Source organism: Streptomyces sp. NPDC102279 (genome assembly GCF_044766365.1).
In the GTDB taxonomy this organism is placed as follows: Bacteria; Actinomycetota; Actinomycetes; order Streptomycetales; family Streptomycetaceae; genus Streptomyces.
The window spans coordinates 215,995-228,668 of the sequence record NZ_JBIWLU010000012.1; the positions used below are offsets into that span (position 1 = coordinate 215,995).

Genomic DNA, 12,674 nt, shown 5'->3' on the forward strand with positions numbered 1-12,674 from the left:
ACGACCTGGCAGGCGCCGCCGCATGCCCGCACAACGGCGGTGCCGTACCGGCGTGTTCGCGCCGGCCGGGCGCTATCGCAGCCGGTACGTCTCGCCGTACACCTTCCACACCAGCGGTGTGTCCAGGCCGAGGTTCCCCTCACGCAGGAAGACGCGCTGGGCCGTGTCGATGCGCGTGGTGTCACGGTGGGCGTCCCGGGACCGCATCGCCGCGCGGCGCACGTCCAGGAACCTGTCGAGGTACGCCTTCTCGTCGCCGCCCTTCGACGGGGGCTCCGCCTCGCGCAGCGCACGGGCGCGCAGACCGTAGAAGCCGTAGCCGCCGGTGCCGGGGCCGTGCATCACCATCGCGTCGTAGTAGATGAACTGGCCGAGGGTGCCGAGGCCGTCGCGCCGCGCCTGCCGGACGGCGGGGTCGAAGTAGACCCGGTCGCGCTCGGCGTCCTGCGCCGCGCGGAACGCGGGCACCGTCGCCTCGTGACGCCAGGCCGCCGGGAAGCCCGGGTCCAGACCCTCGTGCGAGTCCGTGCCGTCCACCCCGCGCAGCGCCGGGAGGTAGCGGGCGAGCCCATTGTCCGGATGCGCGCTCGTGTACGACTCGACGAGCGTGAGCAGGTCGTGGGTGCCGGTGCAGAAGCCGATGATGCCCGCCGTGTAGCCCTGGCCGTCTCCGATGTCCTCGACATAGGCGTACGCCTCGCGCCAGTCGAGCGTCGAGTTCTCGGCACTGGCCACGAGTTGCTGGGCCACCTCCTTCTTGCCAGGGGCCGCGAGCCCCGCCGGCACGGCGGCGACCCTCCTGCCGTCGTCCCCCTCGCGCTCGGCCGTCGCTCCGGTCCGCTCGCGGCCCTGCCGCGCGGCCGGCGCGGGCGTCCCGGCATCGGCTCTGGCCGGGTGCTCGGGCAGCGCGAAGTACACCGCTGTCGTGACCAGGACCGGAACGACCGCCAATAACAGGAAACCCGCACGTTTCATGACGGACAGGGTACGCAGGGACGCTGTGCGCGGGGACGGCGTACAGGTGTGCCGCACCCGAAGTTCACGCGCGCGCCCGCCCCGGTGGGCGCCGACCGGGGCCGGGGCCGTGACGTAACCTCGCCGTACCGCAACCCTCGTGCGACGGGAGCCCCGCATGGCCAAAATCAGCCTGACCAAGGTCGAGGAGACCGCGCCCGCGCTGGTCGACCTCTACAAGAGCGCCGGGGTCTCCCTCACCAAGCACGGGCTGAGCGGGCAACGGGCCGCCGTCTACCTGGTCGTCGACTACTCCGGGTCGATGAAGCCGTACTACGAGGACGGCAGCGTGCAGGCCCTCGCCGACCGGGTGCTCGGGCTGTCCGCCCACCTCGACGACGACGGCACCGTCCCCGTCGTCTTCTTCTCCACCGACGTCGACGCCGTCACCGACATCGCGCTCGACAATCACGACGGGCGGATCGAGCGGATCGTGGCCGGACTCGGCCACATGGGCAGGACCAGCTACCACCTCGCCATGGACGCGGTCATCGACCACTACCTCGACAGCGGCTCCAAGGCGCCCGCCCTCGTCGTCTTCCAGACCGACGGCGGACCGATCAACAAGCTCGCCGCCGAACGCTACGTGTGCAAGGCTGCCCGGCTTCCCCTGTTCTGGCAGTTCATAGGGTTCGGTGACCCGGCCGGCAGGCAGTTCGAATTCCTGCGCAGGCTCGACGAGTTGGCCGTTCCGCAGAAGCGGGTCGTCGACAACGCCGGTTTCTTCCACGCCGGTTCGGACCCGCGGAAGGTGACCGACGGGGAGCTGTACGACCGGCTCGTCGCGGAGTTCCCGCGGTGGCTGGCCTCCGCCCGGGCCCAGGGCATCGTCACGTGAGCGCACACCTCCTGCCCGCCGCCGGGCGCGGAGACGTGCCCTGGAAGAACGGCGGCGGAGTCACCCGGGAGATCGTCGTCCACCCCGAGGGCGCGGACATGGCCGGCTTCGCTTGGCGGGTCAGCCTCGCCGACGTCGGCGCCGACGGGCCCTTCTCCTCCTTCGCCGGGGTGGACCGGATCCTCACCATGGTCGAGGGCGCCGGGATGGACCTGACCGTCGGGGACGAACACCGGCTCGTCGACACCCGGTACGTGCCCCGGCGCTTTCCCGGTGACCTGCCCACCGGGTGCCGGCTGCTCGGGGGGCCCGTCGTGAACCTCAACGTCATGTGGAACCGGGATGGTTCGCCGGTTCCGGTTGTCGACGTGGTGTTCCCCGGGGACGGGGTGTCCGTCGCGCCCGGGCCGGCCGTGCTGGTCGTCGCGCTCGGCGGGTCCGCGCAGCTCGGCGGGCTGTCCCTCGGCCGCTACGACGCCGCGCTGCTCACGGCGGAGCCCGCCACACTCCGGGGATCCGGGCCCGTCGCGGTGATCCGGGTCGGCCCGTAGACGATCTTTCTCCCCTCCGTCCTACCCGTCCCGTACCTGGGGCGCGCCCCCAGACCCCCATCGGCGTGACGGCCTCGTCCTCGATGCCCTCTGGCGGGCAGGGGTGGAGGGGGCGAGTCAACTCCCGTGTGGCGACGCACCGTTGGCTTACGGCGGGGGGCGTGGCACCCTGGGGGCCGAGGGGGCGTCATGGGTGTGCGTGAGGGGCGGCGGGCCGAGACGGCCAAGGGGGAGCGGCTGGCGGACTGGGCTGACGGCCGCCTGGGCATCTACTCGCTGGCCAAGGCCAACATGCGCAAGGTCTTCCCGGACCACTGGTCGTTCATGCTGGGCGAGGTCTGCCTCTACAGCTTCCTCGTCCTGATCATCACGGGCGTCTACCTCACCCTGTTCTTCGAGCCCAGCGGCGTCGAGGTCGTCTACCACGGCTCGTACGGGCCGCTGAACGGCATCATCATGACCAGGGCGTACGAGTCCACCCTGGACATCAGCTTCGACGTGCGCGGCGGACTCCTGATCCGGCAGATCCACCACTGGGCGGCGCTGGTCTTCCTCGCCGGGATGCTCGTGCACATGATGCGGGTGTTCTTCACCGGCGCGTTCCGCAAGCCGCGCGAGGTCAACTGGCTTTTCGGCTGGACCCTGTTGATGCTCGGGCTGCTCACCGGGCTGACCGGCTACTCGCTGCCGGACGACCTGCTCTCCGGCACCGGCGTCCGCTTCGCGCAGGGCGCGATCCTGTCCATCCCGGTCGTCGGGACGTACATCTCCTTCTTCCTGTTCGGCGGCGAGTTCCCGGGGCACGACATCATCCCGCGGTTCTTCCCCATCCACGTCCTGCTGCTGCCGGGCATCATGCTGGGGCTGGTCGTCGCCCACCTGATCCTGGTCTTCTACCACAAGCACACGCAGTATCCGGGGGCCGGAAAGGACGAGAAGTCGGTCGTCGGCATGCCGTTCATGCCGGTCTACATGGCGAAGGCCGGCGGCTTCTTCTTCCTGGTCTTCGGCGTACTGTCGATCATGGGCGCGATCGCCACCGTCAACCCGGTGTGGGCGTTCGGGCCCTACCGCCCCGACCTGGTGACCACCGGCGCGCAGCCCGACTGGTACCTCGGGTTCTCCGAGGGGCTGATCCGGGTGATGCCGGGATGGGAGATCAACGCCTTCGGCCACACCCTCCAGTTGGGTGTCTTCATCCCGTTCTCGCTGTTCCCGCTCATCATGGCCGCCATCGCCGTCTATCCGTTCATCGAGGCGTGGATCACCGGCGACCGGCGCGAGCACCACATCCTGGACCGGCCGCGCAACGTCCCCACCCGCACCGCGCTCGGCGTGGCCTGGCTGACGCTGTACGCCATCCTGCTGGTCGGCGGCGGCAACGACCTGTGGGCCACCCACTTCCATCTCTCGATCAACGCGATCACCTGGTTCGTCCGCGTCGGCGTGTTCGTCGGGCCCGCCCTCGCCTTCGCCGTCACGCGGCGCGTCTGCCTGGGGCTGCAACACGCCGACCGCGAGAAGGTGTTGCACGGCCGGGAGTCGGGCACCATCAGGAGACTGCCGCACGGTGAGTACGTCGAGGTCCACCAACCCCTCACCCCCGCCCAGCGGTTCACCCTCACCCAGCACGAACAGGCACCGCCCTTCGAGGTGGGCCGTCAGGTCGACGCTAACGGCGTGGTCCGCCGGGCCGGTCCCGCCCGGCGGCTGCGGGCCCGGCTGGCGCGTGGCCTCCTCGGGCCCGCCGCCCGCGTCCCGAAGCCGACCGCGGAGGAGTACCGCGAGATCACGAGCGGGGACGGGCACCACTGAGACCGGCCAGCACCTGAACCCGGCACTCGGCGGGAGTGCCCCACGCGGTGCGCAGGGGACGCGCCTTGGTGAGCCAGAGCGACAGGTCGTACTCGGCGGTGTAGCCGATCGCGCCATGCAGTTGCAACGCGGTCCGGGCCGTGGTGTACGCCGCCTCCACCGCCGTGACCTTGGCGGCGGCCACGTCGGCGGGCGTCATCGACAGGGCGGCTCCGAACAGCAGGGGGCGGGCGAACTCCAGGGCGATCCTCGCGTCCGCGAGCCGGTGCTTGACCGCCTGGAACGAACCGACGGGCACACCGAACTGGGTGCGCCGCCCGACGTACGCGACGGTCCGGTCGAGGAGCGCGAGGCCGAGGCCGAGCGCCTGGGCGGCGGTCGCGAGCCGGGCCCACGTCAACGCCCGGCGGGCGGCGTGGGTGACCTGTGGTCCGCGCGCCAGGAGTTCGCCGCCGGTCTGCGGCCGGGCGAGGCGCCGGGCGCGGTCCACGGACGCGCGTACCGGGCCGTGGCCCGGCGCCAGGTGCAGGCTCTCGCCCTGCACGGAGAGCAGCACGCTCGCGGCGTCGGCGTCGAGCGCGTACCCGCCGTCCGCGGCGAGCGTGGCGACGCTCTCACCCGAGGCCAGCCCCGGCAGCAGTCGTCCGGCCGGCCCCGACTCGCCCCGCTCGCCCAGACCGCTCAGCAGGGCGGCCGCCGCGACCGTCTCCACCACCGGCCCCGGTATCGCGTGCCGGCCCAACTCCACGAACGCCACGACCAGTTCGAGAGGCAGCGGTCCGACCCCCTCGTACACCTCCGGTACGGCCAGCGCGAAGACCCCGGCATCGGCAATGCGCGACCACAGGGCACGGCCGGGCGCGAGATCGCCGTCGGCCCAGGCCCGTACGGCCGACGGGGTGTCCGCGGCGGACAGCATCGCGTCCAGGGAGGCGGCGAAGGCGCGCTGTTCGTCGTCGAGCAGGAAACGCATCAGCGGCGGCCCTTCGGGAGGCCGAGCAGCCGCTCGGCGATGATGTCGCGCTGGATCTCGTTGGTGCCCGCGTAGATCGGCCCGGCCAGCGCGAAGACATGCCCCTCGGACCACACGCTGTCCGCCAACCCGCCCTCCTCGCCCAGCAGATCGAGCGCCGTCTCGTGCAGCGCGATGTCGAACTCGGACCAGAACACCTTGTTCAGGCTGGACTCCGGACCGATGTCCTCCCCGTCGAGGAACCGGGAGGCGTTGGCACACGTGAACAACTGGTAGGCACGGGCGCCGATCACCGCGTCGGCCACCCGGTCGCGCAGCGCCGAGTCCGCCGGGTCGCCGAGCTCGCGCCACAGTGCCACCAGCCGGTCGGCGGCGGCCAGGAAGCGGCCCGGTGAACGCAGCGTCAGGCCGCGTTCGTTGCCCGCCGTCGACATCGCCACCCGCCAACCCTGCCCCGGCTCGCCGATCACGTCCTCGTCCGGGACGAACACGTCGTCCAGGAAGAGTTCAGCGAACGCCGGCCTGCCGTCGAGCCGGCCGATGGGCCGCACGGTGACGCCGGGCGCGCGCAGGTCGAACATCAGGTACGTCAGTCCCTGGTGCGGTTTCGCCAGGCCCGGCTCGCCGCGGAACAGGCCGAACGCGCGGTCGGCGAACGCGGCCCGCGACGACCAGGTCTTCTGACCGTTCAGACGCCAGCCGCCGTCCACCCGCACCGCGCGCGACGACAGCGCCGCCAGGTCGGAACCGGCCTCGGGCTCGGACCACGCCTGCGCCCAGACCACCTCGCCCGTCGCCATCGGCGGCAGCACACGCGCCCGTTGCTCCGGGGTGCCGTGGTCGAAGAGGGTCGGCGCGAGCAGACTGATCCCGTTCTGCCCGACCCGGCCGGGCGCCCCCGCCGCGTGGTACTCCTCCTCGAAGGCCAGCCAGCGCATCAGGTCCGCGTCGCGGCCGCCGTAGGCCGCGGGCCACGACACCACCGACCAGCGGTCCGCCGCGAGTTCGGCCTCCCAGACGCGGTGCGCGGCGAAGCCCTCCTCGGTCTCCAGCGAGGGCAGCGGGACCGCCGGGACATGCGCGCCCAGCCAGGCGCGGGCCTCGGCGCGGAAGGCCTCGTCGGCGGGGGAGGGGGTGAGATCCATCGGCGGCACCTCTCGGCTGCGGGCGGTGGGACCGCGGGGGTCCTGCTCCGCCGGGTGACGGCGCTTCCCTAACAAGTGTTTGGTAGGTTAGCTTGGGGTCATGAGCGACGTCGAGAGTCCGGCGTACGTCCCCGGGCACGGGCTGCTGAAGGGCCGCACCGCCGTCATCACCGCCGCGGCCGGGGCCGGCATCGGCGGCGCCACCGCCCGCCGGTTCCTGGAGGAGGGCGCGCGCGTACTGATCAGCGACGCGCACGCACGCCGGCTCAAGGAGACCGCCGCCGCACTCGCCGGGGAGTTCGGCGCCGGACGCGTCACCGCGCTGCCCTGCGACGTCACCGACGAGGAGCAGGTCCAGGCCCTCTTCGACACCACCGTCAGGATCCACGACCGCCTGGACGTCGTCGTCAACAACGCCGGCCTGGGCGGGACATCGGCTCTCGTCGACATGACCGACGAGCAGTGGTCCCGCGTGCTGGACGTGACACTGAACGGCACCTTCCGGTGCACCCGGGCCGCGCTGCGGCGGCTCAAGGAGCAGGGCGGCGGGGGAGTCGTCGTCAACAACGCCTCCGTCGTCGGCTGGCGGGCCCAGTCCGGGCAGGCCCACTACGCCGCCGCGAAAGCCGGCGTCATGGCGCTCACCCGGTGCGCGGCGATCGAGGCCGCCGCATACGGGGTCCGGGTCAACGCCGTCTCGCCGAGCCTCGCCATGCACCCGCACCTGGTGAAGGTGACCACGCCCGAACTGCTGGAGGAACTCACCGCCCGGGAGGCCTTCGGCCGGTACGCCGAGCCCTGGGAGATCGCCAACGTGATCGTGTTCCTCGCGTCCGGCTACTCCTCGTATCTCACCGGCGAGGTCGTGTCCGTGAGCAGCCAGCACGCATAGGACGACAATGACCGTGTGCCTACCAAGAAGAAGCCCCAGGTGACCGCGACCCCGGAGCGCCGCCGCGAACTGCTCGGCACCGCCGCCGAGGTCTTCGCCGAGCAGGGCTACAACGCCACCACCGTCCGCAGGATCGCGGACGAGGCCGGAATGCTCGCGGGCAGCCTCTACTACCACTTCGACTCCAAGGAATCGATGCTGGAGGAGATCCTGCGGACCTTCCTCGACGAGCTCTGGGACGGTTACGACACCGTCCTGGAAGCCGGACTGGACCCCCGGGAGACCCTGGAGGCCCTGGTCACCGAGTCCTTCCGGGAGATCGACCGGCACCGCGCGGCCGTCGCGATCTACCAGAAGGAGGCCCGTCACCTCGCCGTGCAGGAGCGCTTCGCGTTCCTCGCAGAGTCGCAGCGCAACTTCGAGAAGGCGTGGCTGAGCACGCTGGAGCGCGGTGTCGACGCCGAGGTCTTCCGGGCCGACCTCGACATCCGGCTGACCTACCGCTTCGTCCGGGACACCGTGTGGGTCGCCGCGTCCTGGTACCGGCCCGGTGGCCGGCACAGCCCCGAGGAGATCGCCCGGCAGTACCTGTCGATGGTGCTCGACGGGATCTCCGTCCGCACGTAGCCGAACGTGAACCACTCATCCTCGCGAGGGAGTCGTCATGGCCGAGGCCTACATCGTCGAAGCGGTCCGCACGCCTGTCGGGCGGCGCCGGGGAGGGCTCGGCGCGGTCCACCCGGCCGACCTCGGCGCGCACGTGCTCACCGCGCTGGTCGAGCGGTCCGGCGTGGACCCGGCAGCCGTCGAGGACGTCGTCTTCGGCTGTCTGGACACGGTCGGGCCGCAGGCCGGTGACATCGCCCGCACCTGCTGGCTGGCAGCCGGACTGCCCGAGGAGGTGCCGGGCGTCACCGTGGACCGGCAGTGCGGGTCCTCGCAGCAGGCCGTGCACTTCGCCGCCCAGGGCGTCCTGTCCGGCACCCAGGACCTGGTGGTCGCCGGCGGCGTGCAGAACATGAGCCAGATCCCGATCGCCTTCGCCTCCCGCCGGGCCGCCGAACCGCTGGGCCTCACCGAGGGACCCTTCGCGGGCAGCGAGGGCTGGCGGGCGCGCTACGGTGACCGCCCCGTCAACCAGTTCCACGGTGCCGAACTCATCGCCGCCAAGTGGGGCATCAGCCGCCGCGATCAGGAGGAGTTCGCCCTCCGCTCGCATCAGCGCGCGATCCGCGCCATCGACGAGGGCCGCTTCGGCCGCGAGACCGTCCCGTTCGGCGAGGTCGCCGTCGACGAGGGGCCGCGCCGGGACACCTCGCTGGAGAAGATGGCGGGCCTGAAGCCGGTCGTCGAGGGAGGCACCATCACCGCCGCCTGCTCCTCCCAGGTCTCCGACGGCGCCGCCGCGATGCTGCTCGCCTCCGAGCGGGCGGTCCGCGAACACGGCCTCACCCCGCGCGCCCGGGTGCACCACCTCTCCGTACGGGGCGAGGACCCGATCCGGATGCTCTCCGCCCCCATCCCGGCCACCGCCCACGCCCTGAAGAAGACCGGCATGTCCATCGGCGACATCGACCTCGTCGAGATCAACGAGGCGTTCGCCCCGGTGGTCCTCGCCTGGCTCAAGGAGACCGGCGCGGACCCGGACCGGGTCAACGTCAACGGCGGTGCGATCGCCCTCGGCCACCCGCTCGGCGCGACCGGCGTCCGGCTGATGACCACCCTGCTCCACGAACTGGAGCGCACCGGCGGCCGCTTCGGCCTCCAGACGATGTGCGAGGGCGGCGGCCAGGCCAACGTGACGATCATCGAACGCCTCTGAGGAAGGCCGGGGCAAGGCCCGGACGCGAGCGCCGTCCGGGCCCCGACGCCACGGTCGTGCACGTCAGTGCGGTATCGAGACTCCCGGGCCCGCAAGCCGGTCGAGGGTTTCCCGGGACTCCCGCATCACCCGTGCGATCAGCTCCTCGCATGACGGCAGGTCGTCGATCACGCCGGCCACCTGGCCCGATGCCATCACCCCGAGGTCCGTCCGGCCGTCGACCATGGACGACCTGAGAAGCATCGGGGTGTTGGCGGCGAGCAGGACCTGGCTCCAGGTCAGGTCCCTGCCGTGCTTCATGGCGAGGCCGTCGCGGATCATCCGGGACCAGGTCAGGCCGGAGAGGCGCCGGAAACCGGCGGCCCGGCGCACGGCCCGGGCGAATGTCCTCGTGCGGCCCGCCCGCTCCAGCGCGTCGACGAGGTCGGTGCGCAGCATGCGGTGCGGCATCCCGTCGACGGCCGTCGTCACCGTGACGTCCCTGACCGTCGCCGCGAGGTATCTCGCCTTCACCGCGTCGGGCACCGTCGAGTCGGAGGTCAGCAGGAACCGTGTGCCCATCGCGATGCCCGCCGCCCCGTAGGCCAGCGCCGCCACCAGTCCCCGGCCGTCGTGGAAGCCGCCCGCCGCCACCACCGGGATGTCCACGGCGTCGACGACCTGCGGCAGCAGCACGCTCGTCGCCACCTCGCCGGTGTGCCCGCCGCCCTCGCCGCCCTGCACGATCACGGCGTCGGCGCCCCAGTCGGCGACCTTCTCGGCGTGCCGTCGGGCGCCGACGGACGGCACGACGACCACACCCGCCTCCTTCAGCTCGGCGATCAGCTCGCGGGAGGGGGCGAGCGCGAACGAGGCGACACGCACCCCTTCGTCCACGATGATCCGCACCCGGTCGCCGGCGTCCGCCGCGTCGGCGCGCAGGTTCACGCCGAACGGCTGGTCGGTGCGGGACCTGACCTCGCGTACGGCGTCCCGGAGGTGGTCGAGGGTCATCGTGGCGGAGGCGAGGATGCCCAGCGCCCCCGCGTTCGCCGTCGCCGAGACCAGGCGGGGGCCCGCCACCCAGCCCATGCCGGTCTGCACGACCGGATGCCGCACGCCGACGAGTCTGGTCAGCGCGGTCTCCATCAGCGCCCGCTCCCGCGCACGGCGGCTCCGCCGTCCCCGCCCCGGCCGGCGCGGTCCCGGCCGTCTCCGGCGGGGTCGGGCACCTCCCGGTCCCGCAGCCCCTTCGGGTCGAGCACCGTCCGGATCAACTCCAGCTCCCGGTCCGTCGGTTCGCGGGTGAACGGGACCTCGGCCGGGATCGTCAGCTCGAACCCGGTGGCCGCGCGGACCTGATCGGGGGTGACGCCCGGGTGGACGGAGGCGAGCCGCATCGCGTGGTCGGGGGTCGCGAAGTCGAGGACCGCGAGGTCGGTCACCACGCGGGGGAGACGGTGGAAGCGGGTGGCGCTCGGGCCCGCGGCGGCGGCCCGGTCGTACCCCACCCCGCACACCACGTCGACGCGCTCCACGAAGACCCGCGTCGAGTGTTTGGGGATCCAGTAACTGGTCGGGTTGTTCAAGGTGTTGACCGGGGCGCCGCGCATCCCGAGGAGCTGGCGCCGGGGCCGGGCCCAGTCGCCGATGCAGGAGATGTTCTGGTTGCCGAAGCGGTCGATCTGGCTCGCGCCCATCATCACGTGCCGCCGCCCGCCGGTCACCGCCGTCAGATGCCGCCGGTAGGGCAGCCAGCCCTCCGTGGTGCCGTCCGGGCCGACGAGCAGTGCCTCGCCGTCGGTCAGCAGCAGGTCGGGGGCGAAGGTGTGCCGGGCGAGGCGGGCCCCGACGGACGGGACGAGGCCCATGGGGCTGGCGAGCACCTCGCCGTTGTCCCGCCAGGTCTCGGCGCAGGCGATCACGCAGTACTCGGCTCGGGTGACGCTCACTGGTCCCGCTCCTTCCGCCAGGCCTGGACGGCGCTCTGGTAGGCGTGCTCGTCACCGGCGAGGAAGCGCTCGGCGAACTCCTCGTACGGCGTGGTCGCGTACAGCTTCTGGAAGGCTTCGTCGCGTCCGTAGTCCGGGGCGCAGGAGGTGAAGTGCGCGCCGTTCGGCGTCTCCACCACGCCCGTGACGGCCGGCCGCTGGAGGAGCAGGGTCTGCGGCGCGGCCTCCTTGGTCAGCTCCGCCGTGTCGACGATCCGCTCGCACGAGACGTACGCGGTGTCGGCTGCCTCGCAGAACAGGTCGTCGAAGTACGGGTCCGGGCCGAGGTACTGGCCGTTGCCCGCGCGGTCCGCGCGGTTCATGTGGACCAGGGCCGCGTCCAGGCGCAGGGCGGGCATGGCGACGAGCTCCTCCCGCGCCCCGGACGACGGGTCGGGATACGGCGAAGTGACCGTCCGGAGAGCCGGGTTGATGCGCATCACGTCCGAGCCGATGCCCGCCCGCACCGGGAGGAACGGCAGCCGGTTCGCGGCGGCGTGCAGGCCCCACATGAACATCGCCTCGTCGACCTCCGTCAGCTCGAACGCGCCGCGCTCGCGGGCCGCGCGGAAGTGCGGTTCGAGCGGGATGGAGTCGAGCGTCGCGAAGGCGGTCACCAGCTTGCGGATACGCCCGGCCGCCGCGAGCAGGCCGACATCCGGCCCGCCGTAGGCGACGACGGTCAGGTCGGTGATCCCGGAGCGGAGCAGCGCTCTCACCAGGGCCATCGGCTTGCGCCGTGAACCCCAGCCGCCGATACCGAGCGTCATCCCGCTCTCCAGCCGGCCGACGACGTCCTGCGCCGACATGGTCTTGTCGCTCACCGGGGGGCCTCCTTGCCGAAGGTGTCGCGGACGCGGCCGGCCACTCCGCCGAAGCCGGCCTCGTAGGTGAAGCCCTGCTCGAAGCGGTAGCTGCGGCGCACGTCGACGGGGTCGATGCCGTTGACGGCGGCCTTGGCGAGACGGATGAGCCGCCCGTCCTTCGCGGCGATCTCCCGCGCCAGCCCCAGCGCCGCCGAACGCAGTTCCTCGCGCGGGACGACCTTCCAGACCGAGCCGTGCGCGTGCAGCTCGGCCGCGGTGGCCGTGCGCGAGGTGTAGTACAGGGCGCGCATCAGATGCTGGGGGACGAGCCGGGCCAGGTGCGTGGCCGCGCCGAGGGCCCCTCGGTCCAGCTCGGGCAGGCCGAAGGAGGCGTCCTCGCTCGCCACGATCGCGTCCGCGTTCCCCGCGAGGCCCACGCCGCCGCCCAGGCAGAAGCCCTGCACCGCCGCGACGACGGGCACCTCGCACTCATACACCGCCGCGAAGGCCTCCGCGCAGCCCTGGTTGGCGCCGATCAGCGCTTCGTGGCCGGTGGGGTCGCGCTGTATCTCCTTGATGTCGACGCCCGCGTTGAAACCGCGCCCCTCAGCCGCCAGGACGACGCAGCGGACCTCGGGGTCGCGGCCCGCCGCGCGGACGGCGCCGGCCAGCTCGAACCAGCCGCGCACCGGCAGCGCGTTCACCGGTGGGTAGTCGGCCGTGACGACGGAAATCCCCTTTTCCGGGGACGAGGTGGAGACACCCATGGGCACATCAGCTACCTTTCCACCAAACGTTTGTTAGGTGTGATGCGAAGCTAGCAGCGATCGCGGCCGTGCGGGAGGCCC

Annotated in this window: 13 protein-coding genes; 6 read left to right on the forward strand and 7 right to left on the reverse strand. The window is 72.3% G+C overall.

Going from position 1 to position 12,674, the window contains the following annotated elements:
* Positions 1–72: 72 nt before the first annotated feature.
* Positions 73–975 carry a chitosanase gene (locus ACIRQH_RS29920; protein ID WP_358816994.1) on the reverse strand — a complete coding sequence of 301 codons (903 nt, stop codon included), beginning with the start codon at positions 973–975 and terminating at the stop codon, positions 73–75.
* A gap of 157 nt (positions 976–1,132) precedes the next feature.
* On the opposite strand from ACIRQH_RS29920, the gene ACIRQH_RS29925 reads away from it, so the two are divergent.
* The 3 genes from ACIRQH_RS29925 to ACIRQH_RS29935 all read left to right on the forward strand — a co-directional run bounded on the left by ACIRQH_RS29925 (position 1,133) and on the right by ACIRQH_RS29935 (position 4,218).
* Entirely contained in the window at positions 1,133–1,852 is a 720-nt protein-coding gene (locus tag ACIRQH_RS29925) for a vWA domain-containing protein (protein WP_388875227.1), read from the forward strand.
* Entirely contained in the window at positions 1,849–2,403 is a 555-nt protein-coding gene (locus ACIRQH_RS29930; RefSeq protein ID WP_404227758.1) for a HutD family protein, read from the forward strand. Before ACIRQH_RS29925 ends, ACIRQH_RS29930 begins: the two co-directional genes overlap by 4 nt.
* A 189-nt stretch (positions 2,404–2,592) precedes the next feature.
* Positions 2,593–4,218 carry a cytochrome bc complex cytochrome b subunit gene (locus ACIRQH_RS29935; RefSeq protein WP_388875222.1) on the forward strand — a complete coding sequence of 542 codons (1,626 nt, stop codon included), beginning with the start codon at positions 2,593–2,595 and terminating at the stop codon, positions 4,216–4,218.
* Here the strand turns inward: ACIRQH_RS29935 and ACIRQH_RS29940 are convergent.
* Both ACIRQH_RS29940 and ACIRQH_RS29945 read right to left on the reverse strand, forming a co-directional pair.
* Positions 4,193–5,191 carry an acyl-CoA dehydrogenase family protein gene (locus ACIRQH_RS29940; RefSeq protein WP_404227760.1) on the reverse strand — a complete coding sequence of 333 codons (999 nt, stop codon included), beginning with the start codon at positions 5,189–5,191 and terminating at the stop codon, positions 4,193–4,195. The two genes, ACIRQH_RS29935 and ACIRQH_RS29940, sit on opposite strands and share 26 nt — an antisense overlap.
* Positions 5,191–6,336 (reverse strand): acyl-CoA dehydrogenase family protein, encoded by a 1,146-nt coding sequence (locus tag ACIRQH_RS29945; RefSeq protein ID WP_404227762.1) that lies wholly within the window; start codon positions 6,334–6,336, stop codon positions 5,191–5,193. The genes ACIRQH_RS29940 and ACIRQH_RS29945 overlap by 1 nt, the downstream gene beginning before the upstream one ends.
* Positions 6,337–6,436: 100 nt before the next feature.
* On the opposite strand from ACIRQH_RS29945, the gene ACIRQH_RS29950 reads away from it, so the two are divergent.
* Genes ACIRQH_RS29950 through ACIRQH_RS29960 form a run of 3 tightly spaced genes read left to right on the forward strand, consistent with a single transcriptional unit; the run spans position 6,437 to position 9,050 of the window.
* Positions 6,437–7,228, forward strand: coding sequence for an SDR family oxidoreductase (locus tag ACIRQH_RS29950; protein ID WP_404227765.1), 792 nt, complete (start codon positions 6,437–6,439; stop codon positions 7,226–7,228).
* A gap of 15 nt (positions 7,229–7,243) precedes the next feature.
* Positions 7,244–7,855: a TetR/AcrR family transcriptional regulator gene (locus tag ACIRQH_RS29955; protein WP_388875210.1), complete on the forward strand. Its 612-nt coding sequence runs from the start codon at positions 7,244–7,246 to the stop codon at positions 7,853–7,855.
* 37 nt (positions 7,856–7,892) lie between these two features.
* Positions 7,893–9,050 (forward strand): acetyl-CoA C-acetyltransferase, encoded by a 1,158-nt coding sequence (locus tag ACIRQH_RS29960; RefSeq protein WP_388929782.1) that lies wholly within the window; start codon positions 7,893–7,895, stop codon positions 9,048–9,050.
* 63 nt (positions 9,051–9,113) lie between these two features.
* Here ACIRQH_RS29960 and ACIRQH_RS29965 read toward each other — a convergent pair whose 3' ends face one another.
* The 4 genes from ACIRQH_RS29965 to ACIRQH_RS29980 are packed head-to-tail and all read right to left on the reverse strand — an operon-like array spanning position 9,114 to position 12,593.
* A complete protein-coding gene (locus ACIRQH_RS29965; RefSeq protein WP_404227768.1) occupies positions 9,114–10,178 on the reverse strand; it encodes an NAD(P)H-dependent flavin oxidoreductase in 1,065 nt (354 codons plus the stop codon).
* Positions 10,178–10,981 carry a CoA-transferase subunit beta gene (locus ACIRQH_RS29970; RefSeq protein ID WP_388929780.1) on the reverse strand — a complete coding sequence of 268 codons (804 nt, stop codon included), beginning with the start codon at positions 10,979–10,981 and terminating at the stop codon, positions 10,178–10,180. The genes ACIRQH_RS29965 and ACIRQH_RS29970 overlap by 1 nt, the downstream gene beginning before the upstream one ends.
* Positions 10,978–11,844 (reverse strand): CoA transferase subunit A, encoded by an 867-nt coding sequence (locus tag ACIRQH_RS29975; RefSeq protein ID WP_388875200.1) that lies wholly within the window; start codon positions 11,842–11,844, stop codon positions 10,978–10,980. The genes ACIRQH_RS29970 and ACIRQH_RS29975 overlap by 4 nt, the downstream gene beginning before the upstream one ends.
* Positions 11,841–12,593: an enoyl-CoA hydratase family protein gene (locus ACIRQH_RS29980; protein ID WP_388875198.1), complete on the reverse strand. Its 753-nt coding sequence runs from the start codon at positions 12,591–12,593 to the stop codon at positions 11,841–11,843. Before ACIRQH_RS29980 ends, ACIRQH_RS29975 begins: the two co-directional genes overlap by 4 nt.
* Positions 12,594–12,674: the final 81 nt, after the last annotated feature.

Coding starts and splice junctions, on each gene's coding strand:
- ACIRQH_RS29920 (WP_358816994.1), bottom strand. CDS start 975: ATGAAACGTGCGGGTTTCCTGTTATTGGCGGTCGTTCCGGTCCTGGTC.
- ACIRQH_RS29925 (WP_388875227.1), top strand. CDS start 1,133: ATGGCCAAAATCAGCCTGACCAAGGTCGAGGAGACCGCGCCCGCGCTG.
- ACIRQH_RS29935 (WP_388875222.1), top strand. CDS start 2,593: ATGGGTGTGCGTGAGGGGCGGCGGGCCGAGACGGCCAAGGGGGAGCGG.
- ACIRQH_RS29940 (WP_404227760.1), bottom strand. CDS start 5,191: ATGCGTTTCCTGCTCGACGACGAACAGCGCGCCTTCGCCGCCTCCCTG.
- ACIRQH_RS29945 (WP_404227762.1), bottom strand. CDS start 6,336: ATGGATCTCACCCCCTCCCCCGCCGACGAGGCCTTCCGCGCCGAGGCC.
- ACIRQH_RS29950 (WP_404227765.1), top strand. CDS start 6,437: ATGAGCGACGTCGAGAGTCCGGCGTACGTCCCCGGGCACGGGCTGCTG.
- ACIRQH_RS29960 (WP_388929782.1), top strand. CDS start 7,893: ATGGCCGAGGCCTACATCGTCGAAGCGGTCCGCACGCCTGTCGGGCGG.
- ACIRQH_RS29965 (WP_404227768.1), bottom strand. CDS start 10,178: ATGGAGACCGCGCTGACCAGACTCGTCGGCGTGCGGCATCCGGTCGTG.
- ACIRQH_RS29980 (WP_388875198.1), bottom strand. CDS start 12,593: ATGGGTGTCTCCACCTCGTCCCCGGAAAAGGGGATTTCCGTCGTCACG.